This is a genomic window from Streptomyces sp. NPDC055287 (assembly GCF_053646035.1).
Genome location: NZ_JBSHNE010000003.1, coordinates 418,658 through 436,451, shown reverse-complemented (window position 1 = coordinate 436,451; position 17,794 = coordinate 418,658). Strand labels below are relative to the sequence as shown.

11 protein-coding genes are annotated in these 17,794 nt (G+C 70.9%); 7 read left to right on the top strand and 4 right to left on the bottom strand.

The genetic code is table 11. The features are described 5' to 3' along the window. The 3 genes from ACWIHY_RS08005 to ACWIHY_RS07995 form a co-directional block, all read right to left on the bottom strand. A partial coding sequence (locus ACWIHY_RS08005; RefSeq protein ID WP_454374768.1) for a beta-ketoacyl synthase N-terminal-like domain-containing protein occupies positions 1-909 on the bottom strand: 909 nt, incomplete at its 3' end. 276 nt (positions 910-1,185) lie between these two features. Then, positions 1,186-1,923: a helix-turn-helix domain-containing protein gene (locus ACWIHY_RS08000; RefSeq protein ID WP_454374767.1), complete on the bottom strand. Its 738-nt coding sequence runs from the start codon at positions 1,921-1,923 to the stop codon at positions 1,186-1,188. An 834-nt stretch (positions 1,924-2,757) separates the two neighbouring features. After that, the gene (locus ACWIHY_RS07995; protein WP_454374766.1) at positions 2,758-6,141 is read right to left on the bottom strand and encodes an AfsR/SARP family transcriptional regulator; all 3,384 of its coding nucleotides are present in this window, start codon (positions 6,139-6,141) and stop codon (positions 2,758-2,760) included. Positions 6,142-6,503: 362 nt separating this feature from the next. Between ACWIHY_RS07995 and ACWIHY_RS07990 the strand changes: the two genes are divergently transcribed. Beyond that, a complete protein-coding gene (locus ACWIHY_RS07990) occupies positions 6,504-7,754 on the top strand; it encodes a cytochrome P450 (protein ID WP_454374765.1) in 1,251 nt (416 codons plus the stop codon). 144 nt (positions 7,755-7,898) lie between these two features. Here the strand turns inward: ACWIHY_RS07990 and ACWIHY_RS07985 are convergent, their stop codons facing one another. Further along, on the bottom strand, positions 7,899-8,156 hold the full coding sequence (locus ACWIHY_RS07985; protein WP_454374764.1) for a DUF5988 family protein: 258 nt from the start codon (positions 8,154-8,156) through the stop codon (positions 7,899-7,901). Positions 8,157-8,317: 161 nt separating this feature from the next. Between ACWIHY_RS07985 and ACWIHY_RS07980 the strand changes: the two genes are divergently transcribed. From ACWIHY_RS07980 to ACWIHY_RS07955, 6 genes are all read left to right on the top strand, one after another. Continuing rightward, the gene (locus ACWIHY_RS07980; protein WP_454374763.1) at positions 8,318-9,184 is read left to right on the top strand and encodes a metallophosphoesterase family protein; all 867 of its coding nucleotides are present in this window, start codon (positions 8,318-8,320) and stop codon (positions 9,182-9,184) included. After that, positions 9,181-9,846 carry a 4'-phosphopantetheinyl transferase family protein gene (locus ACWIHY_RS07975; RefSeq protein WP_454374762.1) on the top strand — a complete coding sequence of 222 codons (666 nt, stop codon included), beginning with the start codon at positions 9,181-9,183 and terminating at the stop codon, positions 9,844-9,846. The genes ACWIHY_RS07980 and ACWIHY_RS07975 overlap by 4 nt, the downstream gene beginning before the upstream one ends. Before the next feature lie 310 nt (positions 9,847-10,156). Continuing rightward, entirely contained in the window at positions 10,157-12,136 is a 1,980-nt protein-coding gene (locus ACWIHY_RS07970) for a BTAD domain-containing putative transcriptional regulator (protein ID WP_454374761.1), read from the top strand. Positions 12,137-12,298: 162 nt separating this feature from the next. Next, positions 12,299-13,579, top strand: a complete 1,281-nt coding sequence (locus ACWIHY_RS07965) for an NAD(P)/FAD-dependent oxidoreductase (RefSeq protein WP_454374760.1) — start codon at positions 12,299-12,301, stop codon at positions 13,577-13,579. 61 nt (positions 13,580-13,640) lie between these two features. Beyond that, positions 13,641-14,936 (top strand): cation:proton antiporter, encoded by a 1,296-nt coding sequence (locus tag ACWIHY_RS07960; RefSeq protein ID WP_454374759.1) that lies wholly within the window; start codon positions 13,641-13,643, stop codon positions 14,934-14,936. Next, on the top strand, positions 14,923-17,754 hold the full coding sequence (locus ACWIHY_RS07955) for a helix-turn-helix transcriptional regulator (protein WP_454374758.1): 2,832 nt from the start codon (positions 14,923-14,925) through the stop codon (positions 17,752-17,754). Before ACWIHY_RS07960 ends, ACWIHY_RS07955 begins: the two co-directional genes overlap by 14 nt. Positions 17,755-17,794: the final 40 nt, after the last annotated feature.

The following is a 17,794-nucleotide window of genomic DNA, read 5'->3' as shown; positions in this document are numbered from 1 at the left end:
TGCGTCGGAGAGTCGTTGGATGAGGAGTACGCCTGCGCCTTCGGCCCAGCCGGTGCCGTCGGCGTCGGCTGAGAAGGCCTTGCACCGGCCGTCGGTCGCCAGCCCCCGCTGACGACTGAACTCCGTAAACATGCTTGCGTCGGTCATGACGGTCGAACCACCCGCCAGAGCGAGGTCGCACTCGCGACGGCGTAGAGCCTGACACGCGGTGTGCAGTGCCACCAAGGAGGACGAACACGCGGTGTCGACCGTAAGGGCCGGGCCTTGGAGGCCGAGCACGTAGGAAAGCCGGCCCGATGCCACGCTCAGCGCGGTCCCCGTCAGCAGGTATCCCTCAAGGTCCTGGTGTTCGGGTGCACCCTGCATGTCCAACGCGGACGTGGCCGCGTAGCCGTTGTTGCTGACGCCGGTGTAGACGCCGGTGTTGGTGCCGTGGAGTGTGGTGGGGTCGATGCCGGCGTGTTCGATGGCTTCCCAGGCGGTTTCCAGGAGCAGCCGTTGTTGGGGGTCGGTGGCGAGTGCTTCGCGGGGTGAGATGTTGAAGAAGGCGGGGTCGAACTGGTCGGCGTCGTGGAGGAAGCCGCCGTGGCGGGTGTATGTCGTGCCGGGCTGGTCGGGGTCGGGGTCGTAGAGGGCTTCGGTGTCCCAGCCGCGGTTGGAGGGGAAGCCGGAGATCGCGTCCCTGCCCTCGGACACCAGCTCCCACAGGTCCTCCGCCGAAGCCACCCCACCCGGGAACCGGCAACCGATCCCCACGATCGCGATCGGCTCGTGCCGCTCCGACGAGAGCTTGTCCAGCTGCGATCGCGCCTCCTGCAGTTCAACGCTGACCTGCTTGAGGAAGTACCGAAGCTTTTCCTCGTTTTCCCCCATGGAACACCCCTCGGACAGCGAATTGGCGTGGTGCATGCGGCCGGGCGGGGAGGGCAGGCGGCAGCGCCCAGGCCCCGTAGGCGTAGCCAACATTGCTTTGTGCACCGGCGGCTGTCATCGCCCAGATTGCTCACCGGGTACGGCCGGCGCCGATTCGAACCATCCGCCGGAAAACGGTGACCACGGCAGGGGAAGGCCGAAGGTTTGCCGCTGTGACCGGTCAAAAGGGGAGTTCGGGCGCGATGGGACGAGAGAGGGCGGACCGGCGCGGCACGCCCTCATCCGTGTGGTCCGTTGCTGCCGTATGAACGGTCAGGACGCGTAGAGGTCCGGCAGGGAGAAGGCCAGCGGGCACCGGTCGCCGTCGACCATCTTGGCCCGCTCCGACGGCTCGAGGGACACGTCGACTTCCACGATCGTGCCCGGTTCGATGTGTACCGGACCGGCGGTACCCGCGACTACGGCGCTACGGCTGCCCGAAGCAACGCTCTGTGACACCGCTTCGATGAGCCAGCGCCCTGCCGGGACGTGGGCGATGGTCCAGACGTCGGACGAGCGCTCGACCCGGCAGCAGCGGGCAGGCCGGTCCGTCGCTGCGGTTGCGTGAAAGGCGGCGACGAAGGCCGGTGCGTGAGCCATTCCGTCTCGCCGGCGAATTCGGCCAAGAATGGTTCCATAAGAGAACGGCTCGTCGTCATTTCCGCCAGCAAATTGAACGGCGTCGGGCCCCAGAGTTGCCAGTCGCCGATATTGACCGGGCGGCACGCCGAATGTCTTGCTGAATCGAGTGGTGAATGCTCCAATGCTGCAGTAGCCCACTCGGATTGAAATGTCGGCGATACTCTCATTGGTGCACAAGAGCCTTCGCTTCGCCTCTTCCAGGCGCACCGCCGTGAGGAAGCGAGCTGGTGGAAGGCCGGTCTCCTCCCGGAAGACGCGCGCCATGTGGTAGGGCGTCAATCTTGCGATCTCTCCGAGGTCGTTGAGTGACAGCGGCTCCTCGTACCGCTCCCGTATGCCCTGGACGACGCGTTCGATTTCAGTCCGCACTGCTACCCCCGTGTCTGAGCACCCTGGAGGGCGGCGGCGTTCTCTGAACTGCTCGTCGCCGCCGTCCGGTTGGGCGTTGCATGGCTCCGTCCGGATGGTGGAGGCATGCTCCCGCAGGCAGGGAATCAGGGTGCACTTGACGTGTCAAGCGACTTGTGATCAGGGGAATGTCGGGTGGGAACAGCCGTCGACGGCCGGCGTCCCGCCGAGGGTTGCGCGCAGCGGTGGCGTCCGGTGCAGGTGGGAGGCGTGCATGCCGCTCCGCCCGCTCGGCTCACGCAAACGGTGGCCCGTCATGGGCGGGGGAAGGAGGCGAGTGCCGGGAATTGAGAATGAGGTATTCCGGAACAACCCCTCACAAGTGGAGCGCTGACGCCCGGTTACGTCCTCGACGGACGGCGGCGTCGGCTCGATTCAGGCATCCTTCGCCCGTACTGCTTCCGGCGCCCTGGCCCGGCGTACCGCCCGGGTCCGAACACCTTTTCGCCGACTCCCCGGACAGGGCCGGACATGAATAATGCGAAACTCGCCGAATCTTGCGGCGACCAGCCACTTTCTTCGTTCGAAGAATTCACCCCTGGAGGCTGTCCTTTGCGATCGTGCGGATTCTCGCGACGACTTCGGTTTCATTCCTTCCCGACGCTGCCCACTTCGCCGGACGGCCATACCTTGCCGCAATGCTCCCGCTGTCCGCCCACCCGCTCGCCTGCCGCCCGCCGCCCCGTCGGCTCCGCCCGCGTGCCGCCGCGGATCACGTCGGGCGACGAACATGCCACACGGCGCTGTCAGATCAAGCACATATCACCGTCATCGCGCTGTCACGCTGAGGTGTGCTCAGGGCAAGCTGGGACAAGACGCCGGCGCTGCCTGCCCCGACTCGGCGTACGAGGGCGAGCAGGACTCGGCCCCCAGCAGTGTCAGAGCCTCCGCACGCCCCAGTTCCCGCCCGTGTTCATAGGCCGCGTGATACGCGTCGGGGCCCAGAGCACCCTCCAGCGCGTCTACCAGGCGTACGACGTCGGGATTGCCGTTGTCGGCCGCGCCCCGCAACGCATGGGCGGCCCCCAGGACCCGGGCGGCCTCCGCGGCGCGTCCTTCGTGCCACTGGAGACCGGCGAAGCCCACCCCGGCGGTGGCCACCACCGTCATACGGGAGGCTTCGGCAGCCGACGCGTAGGCGGTGGAGAAGCACTCACGGGCCCGCGTGGTGAGGCCGGCGGCCAGGGCGAGCTGTCCTCTGGCACAGGCGAGCATGGCGCGGAAGGCCAGGTACGGCGAAGGGAGGCGGTCCAGTTCGGTGGCCGCCGCCCGGAACTGAACCTCGGCCTCGTCCGGCTCGCCTTCCAGGCGGTGCAGATCACCCAGTGCCATCCGGGCCAGTACCACATGGCCCAAGGGGCGGCGGCCGCTCGGACCGTCGGCCACCATCCTCAGCAACTCCTTCCGAGCCGGGCGGACCTCGCCCCGGCGCAGGCGGGCCTCGGCCAGCCAGACGTGCTGCAGCAGCGCCTCGTCGGCGGTTCCGAGCTCGCGCAGCAGCGCGATCGACTCCTCCAGCGCTTCGACGGCGCCGTCACAGTCACCGAGGTTGTTGCGCATGAAGGCCAGGTACGTCAGCGAGGTGGCCTGTCCCCAGCGTTCGCCGGCGGCTCGAAAGGACGTGACAGCGGAGGTCATGTCCTGGTAGCCGCTCTGCAGGCCGTTGCGGGAACCCTGGAGGAACGCGCGCAGCAGGTAGAGGACGCCGCGCAGCCACGGCTCGGCGACGGGAAGTTGACGGTCCACGGCCGCCAGGCCGGCCGGGGTGTCGTCCATGAGCAGCGCCAGCGCGGCCTCCGCCACAGCCCCTACCGGTGACTTCTCCCGGCTGGCGTCGCCGTCGTGGAGCCGGGCCCGCAGCACCACCAGGAGCGGGTCGGTCCATGCCGGATCGCTCTCCCCGCACAGCACGGTGTTGAGCAGACAGAAGGCGGCAGTGGCCGTCCACGCCTCCTCCTCGCCCGCGCCCGGCAGTTCCAGCGCCGCACGGAGCCGGCTCGCCGCTTCCGCGTGATGGCCCTGGACCGTCCAGAAGAACCCGAGGGCCGCTCCGAGCCGCACTGCCGCACCGGCCGAGCCGGATTCGCAGGCGTGCTTGAGGGCCGCGACGAGATTGTCCCGCTCGGCCGCGAGCTCCTTGAGACGGGGAAGCTGGTCCGGGCGTGGATGGAAAGGTCCCGCGTTTTCGGCGAGGTGAAGGAAGTACGCCATGTGCGCGTCTTTGGCCGCGCGGGTCTCCCCCCGCTCCGCAAGCCGCTCCATGCCGTACTCGCGGATCGACTCCAGCATGCGATAGCGCGCCTCGGGTCCGGGCACGACCTGCAGCAGTGATTTGTCGACCAGCGCCGAGAGTGTGTCGAGCCCGGCGGGGAAGCGGTCCGTACCGGCTCCCGCCCGCGCCGCACCGTTCTCCCGCGCCGCGTCGGCGTCCGTTGCCGTACCGGCTCGGCCCGTCCGCGGCGTCTCCCCGCAGACCGCGGCCGCGCTCGCAGGTGTGATCCCTGCCGGGAACACCGCCAGCCGACGCAGGTGGCGCCGCTGGTCCTCGCCGAGCAGCAGCCAGCTCCAGTCCACCACCGCGCGAAGGGTACGGTGGCGTGGCAGCGCCGCCCGGTTCCCGCCGGTGAGCAGCTGGAAGCGGTTGTCCAGCCGCGTCGCGAGCTCCTCGGGCGGCAGGCCGCGCAGCCGGGCCGCGGCCAGTTCGATCGCCAGGGGCAGGCCGTCCAGCCGCCGGCATATCTCGGCCACGAGCCCGGCGTTCCCCTCGGTCACGGCGAAGTCCGGCCGCACGGCGGCAGCGCGGTCGGCGAAAAGGCGTACGGACGGGCAGGAGACCGCCTCGGCGGGGGAGGCCGACGGTCCGGGCACCGGCAGGGGAGGAATCGGGCACAGGGCTTCACCGAGTATGCCCAAGGGTTCACGGCTTGTCGTCAGGACCCTCAACTGAGGGCATCTGGAGAGCAGTTCGTCCGCGAGGCGCACCACGGCGGTGACCACATGCTCGCAGTTGTCGAGCACAAGCAGGGTCTCGGCCCCCGACAGCGCCTCGATCAGGCCGCTCACCGTGTCCTGCGCGGTGACTGCCACTGTGGCCAGCCCCGAGTCGCGCAGGCCCAGCGCGGCCGTCACTGCCCGGGGGACATCCTCGGGCTCCGTGACCGCCGCCAGTTCCACCAAGCACACACCACCGGGAAACGAATCGGCTATCTCGGACGCGCAGGTGGTGGCGAGCCTGGTCTTGCCCGCGCCTCCCGGCCCGGTGAGCGTGACCAGACGGCCCTCGGCGAGCTGCGTCCTGATCCGCGTCAGCTGCGTGCCCCGTCCGATGAAACTCGTCAACGGGGCACGGAGATTCGGGCGACGGCTGCTCCGGGCGCGAGGCGCGCGCGCCCCGTCGACGGGTTGAGCCCGCACGGCCGGATCACGCGTGCGCTCCCCGCGCAGCGCCGCGAGGTGCGCCGTACGCATCCGGGGCCCGGGATCGGCGCCCAGCTCGACGGCGAGCAGTTTGCGGAAGCTCTCGTACTCGGTGAGTGCCTCGGTGTGCCGGCCCATGTCGCACAGCGCCCGGACGAGCAGACAGCGCAGTCGTTCGCGGAGTGGATGCGCCGTCACCTGCGCCTCGAGTTCGGCGATCAGGCCGCAGTGCTCCGGCGCCTCCACGACCCCTGCGGCGAGTACGGCGTCGGTGAGATCCTCCACCGAGGAAATCCTGAGCTCCTCCAGCCGGGCAGCCGGGGCCGCTGCGAAAGGGTGGCCGATCGCCTCCGCCAGCGCGTCGCCGCGCCACAGTGCCAGTGCGTCACGCAACTGCGCGGCCGCGGCGGCGGGCTGACCCGAACCCAGCAGTTGCCGGCCGGAACGCGTCAGGCTCTCGAAGCGCAAGGCGTCCACGGAGTCGGGAGCGAGCCCCAGGCTGTAGCCGCCGGACGACCACCGCACCGTCTCCGCGAACTGCGGCAGCGTGCGCCGGAAGCGCGACACCAAAGTCTGCAGAGCGTTGGCCGGATCCGCCGGGCCGCCCTGCGGCCAGACGGCCCGCACCAGCGATTCGACCGTGACCACGCGGCCCGCGTCCAGGGCGAGCCGCGTCAGCAGCACCCGCAGCCGCGGACCGTTGATGTCCACGACAGTGCCGCCGGCCACTACTTCAAGAGGTCCCAGGATTCCCACACGCATGCAGACACTGTGCCAGCCACCGCGCCGGTGCACCGATGAGCGGCCGGATCCAGCGGTGGACGGCCGAAGTTGCGCAAGCTGGGAGATGACAAGGGGGACGGCCCGTTGGGACCCTGGGGCCCGCAGCCTCCACCGGAGCCCCGGCCCGCAAGCCCTCGGGTCCGGCCCGGGCCCGTCGCCCGACGACGACAGTTCTGTACGGAGGCAACGCGCCGTCCGCCGACCGGACGAGTGGGTGTCCGGGCACGTGGCACGCGCGCCGGCCGCCGCTTTCCCCGGGCCGGTCCGGGGGCCGCCCGCGACGCACGCCCGCGTCATCCGCCGCATTCTGCACCGACTTCGCCCACGTGGAGGAACCGCCCATGAACAGCGCGCCGCCCGTCGAGCCCGCCGCGGTCGCCCGCCGCGACGAGGACGCGGAAGCAGTGTTCTACGCACTCATGCAGAACCCCTCGAACGACGATCCGTACACGGGCTACCGCAGACTGCGGGAGCTCGCACCCGCCCTGATCACCGGCGACGGCACCCTCGTGCTCACCGGGCACGCCGAGTGCGACGCCGCCCTGCGCCATCGCGAGCTCGGCCGCGGCGACGACATGGACGGTTTCCGGATGGCGCCCGTGCCCGAGGAACAGGTGCGCGAGGTGATGGCCGTACTGCGGCGCAGTATGGCCTTCGTGGATCCCCCGCACCACACCCGGATGCGCAAGCCGGTCAGCTCCGTGTTCACCCACCGCCAGGTGGAGGCGCTGCGCCCGTCCGTTACCGGGCACGTCGACCGGCTGCTGGCGGCGCTCGCGACGGAGACCGGGGCGGACTTCATGGCGGCCGTGGCGGACCCGCTGCCGGAAATCGTCATCTCCGACCTGCTCGGCATCCCGGAGGAGGACCGTGCGTCGGTCGTCCCCAACTCCCGTGCGCTGGCAGCACTGATGGAGCCGGTGACCGACGCGCAGGTCTTCGCCGAAGCCGCCGCCGCGCAGCGGGATCTGTGCGCGTACTTCGAGGACCTGCTGGCCCGGCGCCGGGCCCGTCCCGAGGACGACCTGCTGAGTCGGCTCGGCGCCGCGGGGGAGGGCGCGGGGCTGGCGGACGACGAGATCGTCTCGACGGCGCTGCTGCTGCTCGGAGCGGGCATCAAGACGACGACCCACCTGCTGGGCAACGGCATGCGGGCCCTTCTTGAGCATCCTGGCGAGCTGCGCCGGCTGCGCGACGACCCGGAACTGATCCCCTCAGCCGTACAGGAATTGCTGCGGTACGACACTCCGGCACAGCTCGACGCGCGAGTGGCCCTGGGAGCCGTGTCGTTCGCAGGCGTCGAACTGAAGGCCGGCCAGACCGTCATGACGGTGATCGGCGCGGCCAACCGGGACCACCGGCGTTTCCCGGACGCCGACCGGCTCGACGTGGGCCGCACCGAGAACGGCCATCTGTCGTACGCGGCGGGGGTGCACTTCTGCCTCGGTGCCCAACTGGCCAACCTGGAGGCCGAGGTACTGCTGGAGCGGCTGTCGGCGTACACGGACATCAGCCCGGCCGGCCCCGCGCAGCGCAGGCCCGGACTCGGGCTGCGGGGCTTCGACCGGCTGCCGGTGACGCTGGAGAGGTGACCCGGGCGGTGACCCGGCGGTGACACGCTGGGTGACCCGGGGCGGTGACACGGGGGCTGCGCCCGGGCGCCCCGCGTCACCGCCGCCGAACGGGCGGGCTGTCGGCCCGGCGTGCCACATCCGCGACCCGCGGATGCCGACCGGCTACTCGGCTATCGCCGTGCGCATCGTCCAGTGGAACACCACCGGCGCCGCCGAGCCGTCGTGGGCCGCGGTGCCGGCAAGTCGCTCGAAGTGCTCGTACCCATTGCCGTGCCGCAGTTTCACTTTGTCACTGACGATTTCCCCGCCGGTTACCGCTATACGAGCCGTACGTGCCTCCGGCGGAATGTCCGCGGGGCCGCCGATCAGTACGGCGTCCACGGTTGTTCCGGGCGGGTTGGATGTCGCTGAATTAGGCATGTTCCGCTCCGATTCGGATGAGGTGCCCGGGGTGGCTGCAACGATGATGGAACGGTCGGCCTGGTTTATCCACCCTTATCTTGACCCCTACCCGGACCTGCGCCGCTGCCCACCGGATTAGGGGGGTGGGTCTCCGGGGCGAGGCTGTATAGGGTGCGGTCGTGACGCTATCCCCGAAGTCCGAGCCGACGCCGAAGCTTTACGCCATCAGCGACCTCCACGTGGCTTTTGCGGAGAACAGGAAACTGGTCGATGAAATCCGCCCGGAAACGGAGGACGACTGGCTGATTATCGCCGGTGACACCGCGGAGAAGCCCGCCGATGTGGCCTGGGTGCTGCACACGCTCGCCGGCCGGTTCGCCAAGGTGGTGTGGACGCCCGGCAATCACGAACTGTGGACTCCTCGTGAGGATCCTGTCGGGCTGCGTGGTGAGGCGCGCTACCGGAATCTGGTGGAGATCTGCCGGGAACTGGGGGTCGCGACGCCGGAGGACCCGTACCCCGTGTGGCGCGGCGCCGGCGGGCCGGTCACCGTCGCGCCGCTGTTCCTGCTCTACGACTACTCGTTCCGCCCCGAGGGGACGCACACCAAGGAGGAGGCGCTGAGCGCGGCCTATGAGGCGGGCGTCGTGTGCACCGACGAGATGCTGCTGCACCCCGACCCGTACGCCTCGCGTGACGACTGGTGCCGCGCCAGGGTGGCGGCGACCGAGGAACTTCTCGCCCGACGGGACCCCACGCTGCCCACCGTCCTGGTCAACCACTGGCCACTGGTGCGTGAACCGACCAGGATCCTGCGCTACCCGGAGTTCGCACTGTGGTGCGGCACCGAGCGGACCGCCGACTGGCACACCGTGTACCGGGCCGCGGCCGTGGTCTACGGCCATCTCCACATTCCGCGCACCACCTGGCACGACGGCGTCCGTTTCGAGGAGGTCTCGGTCGGATACCCGAGGGAGTGGCAGCGGCCCGGCCACCCGTCCCCGGCCCTGCGCCAGATCCTGCCCGCGCCCGGGGCCTCCGCATGATCGAGGAACTGATGCCGTCGGGTGTCGCGGCCGTGGCCACGACGGGGGATGTGCCGGAAGGCGGCCTCTACCCGGAGGAGGAGAGGCTGATCAGCAGGGCGGTGCCCAAGCGGCGCCGGGAGTTCGCCACCGTAAGGGACTGCGCCCGGCGGGCACTTGTACGGCTCGGGGTGCAGCCGGGGCCGATCGTGACGGGGGAGCGCGGCGCCCCGCGCTGGCCGGAGCTGACCGTGGGGAGCATGACGCACTGTGCGGGATACCGCGCGGCCGCCGTCGCGTGGCGGCGTGACATTCTGACGCTCGGCATAGACGCCGAGCCGGACGAGCCGCTTCCGCAGGGGGTCCTCGACGCCGTCACCGTGAACGGCGAGCGGGCCGCCCTGGCCCGGCTGACAGCCGGCCGGCCCGGGGTGAACTGGGACCGGCTGTTGTTCAGTGCCAAGGAGTCGGTCTACAAGGCGTGGTACCCGCTGACCGGGCGATGGCTGGATTTCACCGACGCGGAGTTGGACTTCGACCCGGAGCGCGCCACCTTCACGGCCCGGCTGCTGGTGCCCCCGCCGTCGCCGGAGGGGCATGGTCCCCTCACGGCGTTCAGCGGCCGCTGGGCCGCCCGCGACGGGCTGCTCGTCACCGCAGTCACCGTTCCAGCCGTCCCATGACGGTTCCGATACGCAGCGCTGCCGCGCTGAATCAGCCAGTGGTACAGACCTGTCGGCGCTGTCGCCCGCTGTCCGATCCTGGCGGAGAAGCGCAGGTGAAGCGGGTTGAGGGCGGCTTCGAACAGGTGAGCAATATGGGCGATGACAGCGACGCGGAGGAGCCGCAGGCTGGAGAAGCCGACAGGGGGCCGGTCGCCGTACCCGGGCACACCGCTCCCTGTCCGCACAGTCAGACAGCAACTCGGCACCGAGTCAGGCCCAGGTAACGCGTCGCCGAGCCTCCGGCCTGTTCCAGAGACGGGGGAACGTCATGCGGCTGCAATTGCTGGGTCCGGTGCGCGCATGGCGGCAGGGTACCGAAGTGGTGCTCGGGCCGCCCAAGCAGCGCGCGGTCCTCGGGCTGCTCGCCGGCCGCGCCGGTGATGTGGTGGGGGTCGAGGAGATCGTCGACGCCGTGTGGGGGAGCGAGATCCCACGTACCGCGGTCAACGGAGTCCACACCTACGTGGCCGGCCTGCGCCGCGCCCTCGAATCGCAGCGCGGCAACCGGGAGTCCGGAGGGCTGCTGGTGTCGTCGAGCGGCGGCTACTCCCTGCGGCTGGAGCCGGACGCGGTGGACGCCCATGTCTTCGTCCAACGCCATGCGCAGGCCTGCCGGCTGCGCGCCGAGGGTGATGTGCAGGGCGCGCTCACCCTGCTCGACTCGACCCTGTCCCTGTGGCACGGCGAGGCGTACGCGAGCGTCCCGGGACCGTACGCCTCCATGGAACGCACCCGTCTGCAGGAACTGCGGCTCGCGGCCACCGAGGAATGGGCCGGTGATCTGCTCACCCTGGGGCGGCACACCGAGGTCGTCGCCGTGCTCTCCGACCTTGTGGCGAAGGAACCGCTGCGGGAGAAGCTGCGCTGGCTGCTGATGTTGACGCTGTACCGGTGCGGACGACGCGCGGACGCGCTGAAGCTCTACCGGGACACCCGGCTCCTGCTGCGCGACGAACTCGGCATCGAACCCGGGTCCGAACTGCGCAGCCTGCACGAGCAGATGCTCAGCGGCCACCCCGGCCTGGGCGGGCACACCTCACCGGGGGCGCTGGCCACCGTGAGCCCGTCGATGCCGGAAGAACCCGTTCCGCTGGCGCGGTCCGTGGTGCGTCCCGCCCAGCTCCCGCCGCTCGCCCGCGGATTCGTGGGCCGGTCGCTGGAGTTCGCCCAGCTGCGCCGGCTCGTCACGGCGGGCGTCGAACACCCCCAGGACCGCACCACCATGGCGGTCATCTCGGGACCTCCCGGCGTCGGCAAGAGCGCCCTCGCGCTGCGCGTGGCGCACGAGATGTCCGGACGCTTCCCCGACGGCCAGCTCTTCGTCGACCTGTGCGGCACGGCCGCCGGCCGCCGGCCGCTGGGGGCCATGGAAGCCCTGGCCTTGCTGCTGCGCAGCCTCGGCATCGAGGAGGGCGCGATGCCGGCCGACCTGCCCGGCCGCACAGCCCTGTACCGCAGTCTGCTGTACGGGCGCCGGATGCTGCTCCTGCTGGACGACGCGTTCGACGCGGAGCAGTTACGCCCCCTGGTGCCGCAGGGCCCCGCCTGTGTGCTGATCACCAGCCGGTGGCGTCAGGACGGCCTGGTGGCCAGGGACGGCGCGTACCGCGTGGAACTCGCGCCGCTGCCGCCCGAGGAGTCGGTGAACCTGCTGAGCTATCTCGCCACGAACGAACGCGTGGCGCGCGAGCCGGAGGCCGCTGCCCTCCTCGCCCGGCTGTGCGGTCACCTCCCGCTGGCGCTGCGCATCACGGCCGAGGCGCTCGCCGCGCGGCCGGAGCTCTCCGCCCGGAAACTCGCCGAGGCCGTCGAGGACTGTTGCATGGAACGGCTCGACGTGGTGCGGGACGCCGCCGCCAGCCTGCGGACCGCCTTCGGCCGCTCCTACCGGGCGCTGCCCCCCGAAGTGGCCCGGATGTTCCGGATGCTGGGTCTGTACGACGGCCGCGTGATCACGGTGGACATCGCCGCGCGGCTGTCCGGTGGCAACGTTGCCAGAGCCCGCCGCCAGCTCGAATCGCTGGCGGAGGCCAACCTGCTGGAGAAGGCGGCCGGCGACTGTTACCGGTTCCACGACCTCATCGGGCTCTACGCGGCCGAGTGCGCCGAGGAGGAACCGGCACCGAGCCGTACCGCCGCTCTCGCGCGGGCGCTCGCGATGCAGGGCGAGGAGACGGGCACCCGATGCGCCCCGCCGGGCCAGGTGGCGCCCGGGAAACGATGCCTGGCTTCCGGAGACGTCCGCTGAGCCGGTCCGGCAGCGCCGCACGCCGCATCACCTGCACCGTGGACGTCCAGAGGCCGTCCAGACCCTCTGCAGGCACATCACCGCAGACTGAGGGCGCACCGGTCAGGAGAACGATGCCCGCACCTCGCGGGCGGTCCCGCCATGTCTAGGGAAGGTCTACGCATGTCATCCACTCTCTACGGGATCCCCGAGCACTTCGATGTCATCGTCATCGGTGGCGGGCCCGCAGGGGCGACCACCGCAGGACTGCTGGCGCAGCGGGGTCACCGCGTCCTCGTGCTGGACCGTGAGCGGTTCCCGAGGTATCACGTCGGCGAGTCGCTCATCCCGGCGTTCATGCGGCCGATGGAGGAGCTGGGGCTCACCGAGCGGATGGACGCCCGCGGCTTCGAGCGCAAGTACGGCGGTTCGCTGGTCTGGGGCAACAAGCAGGTGCCCTGGAACTTCTCCTTCATCAAGGGCGGGGCGTACGCGTACGCCTATCACACGCGCCGAGCCGATCTCGACGCGCTCATCCTGGACCGGGCACGCGAGCTCGGGGCGTTCATCATCGAGGACGCCACGGTGAAGGAGCCCATACAGAACGAGGACGGCCGGGTCACCGGTGTCCGCTTCTCGCTGCGCGGCGAGGACGACGTCAAGGAGGCCACCGCCGGGCTCGTCATCGACGCCTCCGGCCAGGCGCGGGTACTCAGCCGTCGGCTCACCGAAGTGCGGTGGCACGACGAGCTGCGCAACGTCGCCGTCTGGACGTACTACGACAACTGTGAGCGGCTGCCCGGGGACGAGTACACCAACATCCTCATCGAGGGCCTGGACGACGGCTGGTTCTGGGCGATCCCGATCGACAAGGGCACCATCAGCGTCGGCTACGTGACCCGCTCCGCCACCGCGGGCGAGACGGACCAGTCCCTTCAGGAACTGTTCGCCGCCGAGGTGGAGAAGTCCACCAAACTGAAGAAGATGCTGGCGCCCGGACGCCGTTCGGCGGGCTTCCGAACCGCCCGTGACTGGTCGTACCACAGCTCCCGTTTCTACGGGGACGGCTGGGTCCTCGTCGGCGACTCCGCGGCCTTCGTCGATCCGCTGTTCTCCACCGGCGTGGCCCTGGCGACGCTGGCCGGCAGCGTCCTGTCGAAGATCGTCGACCAGATCATCAAGCACCCGGAGATCGAGGAGAAGGCGCTCGACCGGTACGCCACGGCCTACTCCGGCTTCTTCGACGAGATCCGGATGTTCGTGGAGCGGTTCTACGACCGCACCAAGTACAAGGAGTTCTACTACAGCCTCGCCCAGGAAATGATCGACCCGGACAAGGAACGGGAGCCCTCGGCCGACTTCGTCAAGCTGATCTCCGGACTCAGCGGCCAGCACCCGATGTTCCAGATCAACCTCGACGACCTGATCCCGGGTGCCACCGAGAGCACCGACCCGTCCGCGTGAGCGTCGTGCCGCGCGGTCCCCGCCAACCCACCGACGCGAGCTGATCGAGGTCAGTGCCCATATGTCGAGCCATCAAGTGCAGTTGCTCTTTCTGGATCTCGCGCTCATTCTGGTGCTCGCCCGCGGGCTGGGCGCGCTGGCCGCCCGGATCGGCCAGCCGCCCGTCGTCGGTGAGATCCTCGCGGGCATCCTCCTCGGCCCCACGCTCTTCGGCAGCGCGCTGGCCGACCGGGTGTTCCCCGCCGACGTACGACCCTTGCTGAGCGCCCTCGCGAACATCGGCGTCGCGCTGTTCATGTTCGTCGTCGGCCTCGAACTCGAGCACCGCTTCCTGCGGGGCAGAACGCGGGTCACCGCCGGAGCGGCGCTGGGCTCGACCCTGGTGCCGTTCGCCCTGGGAATCGCCCTGGCCTTCTATCTGCTCCGCCGTCACGACTCCGACCAGCCGGCGGCCTTCGTGGTGTTCGTCGGCCTGTCCGTGTCGGTGACCGCGTTCCCCGTCCTCGCCCGCATTCTCGTGAGCCGGGGCATGTCCCGTACGGCGATCGGCGGCCTCGCCCTCGCCACGGCGGCGCTCGTCGACGTCGTGGCGTGGTCGGCGCTCGCCGGGGTCCAGGCGGTCGTGGCCGGCGTCGGTGAGTACTGGCGAGCCGCCCTGCTCATCCCGTTCGCCGGACTGCTGCTGGCGCTGCGCCCTCTGCTGAAGCGGGCGCTCACGCCCCCGGGCAGCGGCACCTCCCTCACACACATGGGCTTCGTCGTCGTACTCGTCGGCGCCCTGCTGTCGTCGGCGGCGACCGAAGCCATGGGAATGCACTACATATTCGGCGCCTTCCTGTTCGGCGCGCTGATGCCCCGGGAGGGTGCCGACGCGCTGCGCGAGGAGATCTGCGACCGCACCGAACAGGTCACCTCACTGCTCCTGCCGGTGTACTTCGTGGTCGCCGGCTTCCAGGTGGACCTGCGCGGAGTGGGCCTCGAGGGCATCGCCGAACTGGGTGTCATCCTGCTCGTCGCGATCGGCGGCAAATTCTGCGGCACCTACGTCGGCGCACGCTCGCAGGGCCTGCCCGCCAGAGGGTCGGCCACCCTCGCCGCACTGATGAACACCCGCGGCCTGACCGAACTGGTCATCCTGGGCGTAGGACTCCAACTCGGTCTTCTGGACGCGTCCCTGTACTCCCTCATGGTCGTCATGGCGCTGGTCACCACGGCCATGACGGGGCCGCTTCTCACGCTGATCGACTCCAGACGCGCCGGGGTTCCCGAACTGCCGGAGTACGACGAGCCGAAGGACAAGGAGTCCGCCGACGAAGGGGCCGGCGCCGGGGGGAGAGGCAGCCATGCGGTTGGTTGAGCGGGAATCCGAGCTGGCCGCTCTGTCCGAGGTGCTCGACGACGTTGCCCGGGGACGGGGGAGCATCGCGGCCGTCAGCGGAAGCATCGGCTGCGGCCGCACGGAACTCCTGGACGCCGTGCGCGCCAGGGCGGCGCGGTCCGGGTTCGTCGTCCTGCGTGCCACCGGCTCATGGGCCGAGCGGCACTCTCCGGGCGGCGTACTGGGCCAGTTGTTGCGGTACGCCGATGCCCCGGCCGGCGACGGCGGCGAGATCGCCGCGCTGCTGTCCCGGGTCACCGCCGTCGGCTCCGAGACCGACGGCGGTGCCTTCGAGCAGTGGCCGCCCGACCCCGCCACCACGGCCGCGCTGCACGAACTGTCCACCGAGGTGGTGCGTGTCTCCGAGCGTGCACCCGTGCTCCTGTGCGTCGACGACATCCAGTTCGCCGATTCGCTCTCCCTGCACTGGATCCTGCAACTGGTGCGCAACCTGCGCTCCGCCCGCATCGCGCTGGTCGTCGCCGAATGCACACTGTCCCGGTCGGCCCACCCGCATCTGCACGCGGAACTGCTCCGCCAGCCCAACTACCGGCGCGTCCTCCTGGACGGTCTGTCGTCCACGGGCGTGGCGACGGTGCTCGCCGAACGCATCGGCGCCCACGACGCTCTCGCACTCGCGGAGAGCTGCCACCGCATCAGCGGCGGCAATCCGCTGCTGGTCCGCGCCCTCGTGGAGGACCAGCGCCATGCCGTCAGCTGGCCGGGGGCCGGGGCCCGCGAGCCCGTCGTCGCCGACGCCTACGCGGACACCGTCCTGAGCTGTCTGCACCGGGGCCGGGCCCCGGCCCTGCCGCTCGCCCAGGCGCTCGCCGTACTCGACGCGCAGGACACCGGCACCGGACTGCTGGCCCGGCTCCTCGACGAGGAACCCGCCACCGTCGAGCAGTGCCGTACCGCGCTGGAGGCCGCCGGGCTCCTCGACGGCACCCGTCTTCGCCACCCCGTCGCCCGCTCGGCGGTCCTGCGGAGCCTGCCCCCGTCCGGCCACCGCGACCTGCACCGCCGCGCGGCCGAACTGCTCTACGAGGACGGGGCAAGCGCCCTTCGGATCGCACCGCACCTGCTCGCCGCCGAACGGGGGCTCGGCCCCTGGGCGGCGACCGTTCTGCGAGCGGCCGCCGACCGGTACCTGGCCGCCGACCGGGCCGAGGACGCCCACGCCTGTCTGGACGCCGCCCTCGCCGTGTGCGAGGACGACGCGGAACGGGTCGCACTGCGCGCCCAGCTGGCCGCCATCGCATGGGTGCTCAACCCCTCACTCAGCGCCCGCCACCTCGGTGAACTCGCCGCGGCGCTGCGGGACGGCCGCCTCCCCGACCGGCATGCCCTGACCCTGGCCAAGCATCTGTTGTGGCACGGCCGGTTCGAGGAAGCCGTGGAGGCCGTCGAGCGGATGGGGGAGCGGGGTGACGCGGCCGATCTCGACCCGGTGAGCGCATCCGAGCTGCGCGCCACCCGCGAGCTGCTGTCCGCGACCTACCCACCGCTCGTCGCCTCCGCCGTCCTCGCCCTCGCCGAAGGGCCGCGTGCCCCGTCCGGCGGGCGCGCGGGAGCCGCTGACGACCCTAGGGTCCAGGGGGCGGCGGCACTCTCCCAGGTGCTGGCACACGGGCCCCGCTCCTCGGCGGCCGACGACGCGGAGGCGGCGCTGCGGGTCATGCGGCTGGGCAAGAACAGCCAGGAATGGATCATGTGCTCCGTGGCGGCGCTGCTGTTCGCCGAGCGGCTGGAGGCCGCCGACAACTGGAGCGACCACTGGCTCACCGAAGCGCGCGGCCGGCGTGTCCCCCTCTGGGAGGCGGAATTCGCGTCGCTGCGGGCGAGTATCCGGCTGCGGCAGGGAGACCCCGTCGCCGCCCGCCGGCTCGCCGAGTCGGCACTCGCCCTGGTTCCGGCGGACAGCTGGGGCGTGTGCCTGGGCGGGCCGCTCGCCAATCTGGTCCAGGCCGCCACCGAGACGGGCGACTTCGCGGCGGCCGAGGAGTACCTTGCCGTACCCGTACTCGAAGGCATGTTCTCCACCCGCTTCGGGCTGTACTTCCTGCACGCCAGGGGGCGTTTCCACCTGGAGACCCAACGTCCCTACGCGGCGCTCGACGACTTCACGGCCTGCGCCCAGCTGATGCGCGGCTGGGGATGTGATCAGCCCTCACTCGTGCCGTGGCGTACGGAGGCCGCCCGCGCCCACCTGTCGCTGGGGGACACGGCCAAGGCGCACGCCCTCGCGCGCGAGCAGCTGAGCATGGCCGGCAGCGACCGCACCCGTACGCGCGGCCTCACGCTGCGGGTGCTGGCCGCGACCGCGGACCCCACCGAACGCGTCGGCCTGCTCACCGAGGCGGCCGACATGCTGCGGGCCGCCGGTGACCCGCTGCAGGCGGCCGGAGCCCTGGCCGACCTCGGCCGGGAGCATCTGCGGGCGGCCCGGTCCGTCCGGGCCAGGCCCGTGCTGGAGATGGCCGCCCAGCTCGCCGAACGGTCCGGCGCCCGCCCGCTGGCGCGGGCTCTCGCGGCCGACCTCGACACGATCGGGCCCCGCAGGACACGGCTCGCCGACGACCCGGCCGAGCGGGCGGCGGCACTCGGTCTGCTCAGCGGAGCGGAGCGGCGGGTGGCCGAACTGGCCGTGGGCGGACACACCAACAAGGAGATTTCGGAAAGGCTCTGCATCACCGTCAGCACGGTGGAACAGCATCTCACCCGTGTGTTCCGGAAACTCGGCGTCAGGGCGCGCAGGGACCTCCCCGCGGAAATAGTGCTCGACGCGGCCGGGTGAAACACTTTCGCGCACCATATGAGACGTGAGGGAGATATCA

What these genes read in the sequence shown, in the direction of transcription:
- ACWIHY_RS07990 (WP_454374765.1), top strand. Translation starts at nt 6,504, where the DNA reads ATGAACAGCGCGCCGCCCGTCGAGCCCGCCGCGGTCGCCCGCCGCGAC.
- ACWIHY_RS07975 (WP_454374762.1), top strand. Translation starts at nt 9,181, where the DNA reads ATGATCGAGGAACTGATGCCGTCGGGTGTCGCGGCCGTGGCCACGACG.
- ACWIHY_RS07985 (WP_454374764.1), bottom strand. Translation starts at nt 8,156, where the DNA reads ATGCCTAATTCAGCGACATCCAACCCGCCCGGAACAACCGTGGACGCC.
- ACWIHY_RS07955 (WP_454374758.1), top strand. Translation starts at nt 14,923, where the DNA reads ATGCGGTTGGTTGAGCGGGAATCCGAGCTGGCCGCTCTGTCCGAGGTG.
- ACWIHY_RS07960 (WP_454374759.1), top strand. Translation starts at nt 13,641, where the DNA reads ATGTCGAGCCATCAAGTGCAGTTGCTCTTTCTGGATCTCGCGCTCATT.
- ACWIHY_RS07970 (WP_454374761.1), top strand. Translation starts at nt 10,157, where the DNA reads ATGCGGCTGCAATTGCTGGGTCCGGTGCGCGCATGGCGGCAGGGTACC.
- ACWIHY_RS07965 (WP_454374760.1), top strand. Translation starts at nt 12,299, where the DNA reads ATGTCATCCACTCTCTACGGGATCCCCGAGCACTTCGATGTCATCGTC.
- ACWIHY_RS07995 (WP_454374766.1), bottom strand. Translation starts at nt 6,141, where the DNA reads ATGCGTGTGGGAATCCTGGGACCTCTTGAAGTAGTGGCCGGCGGCACT.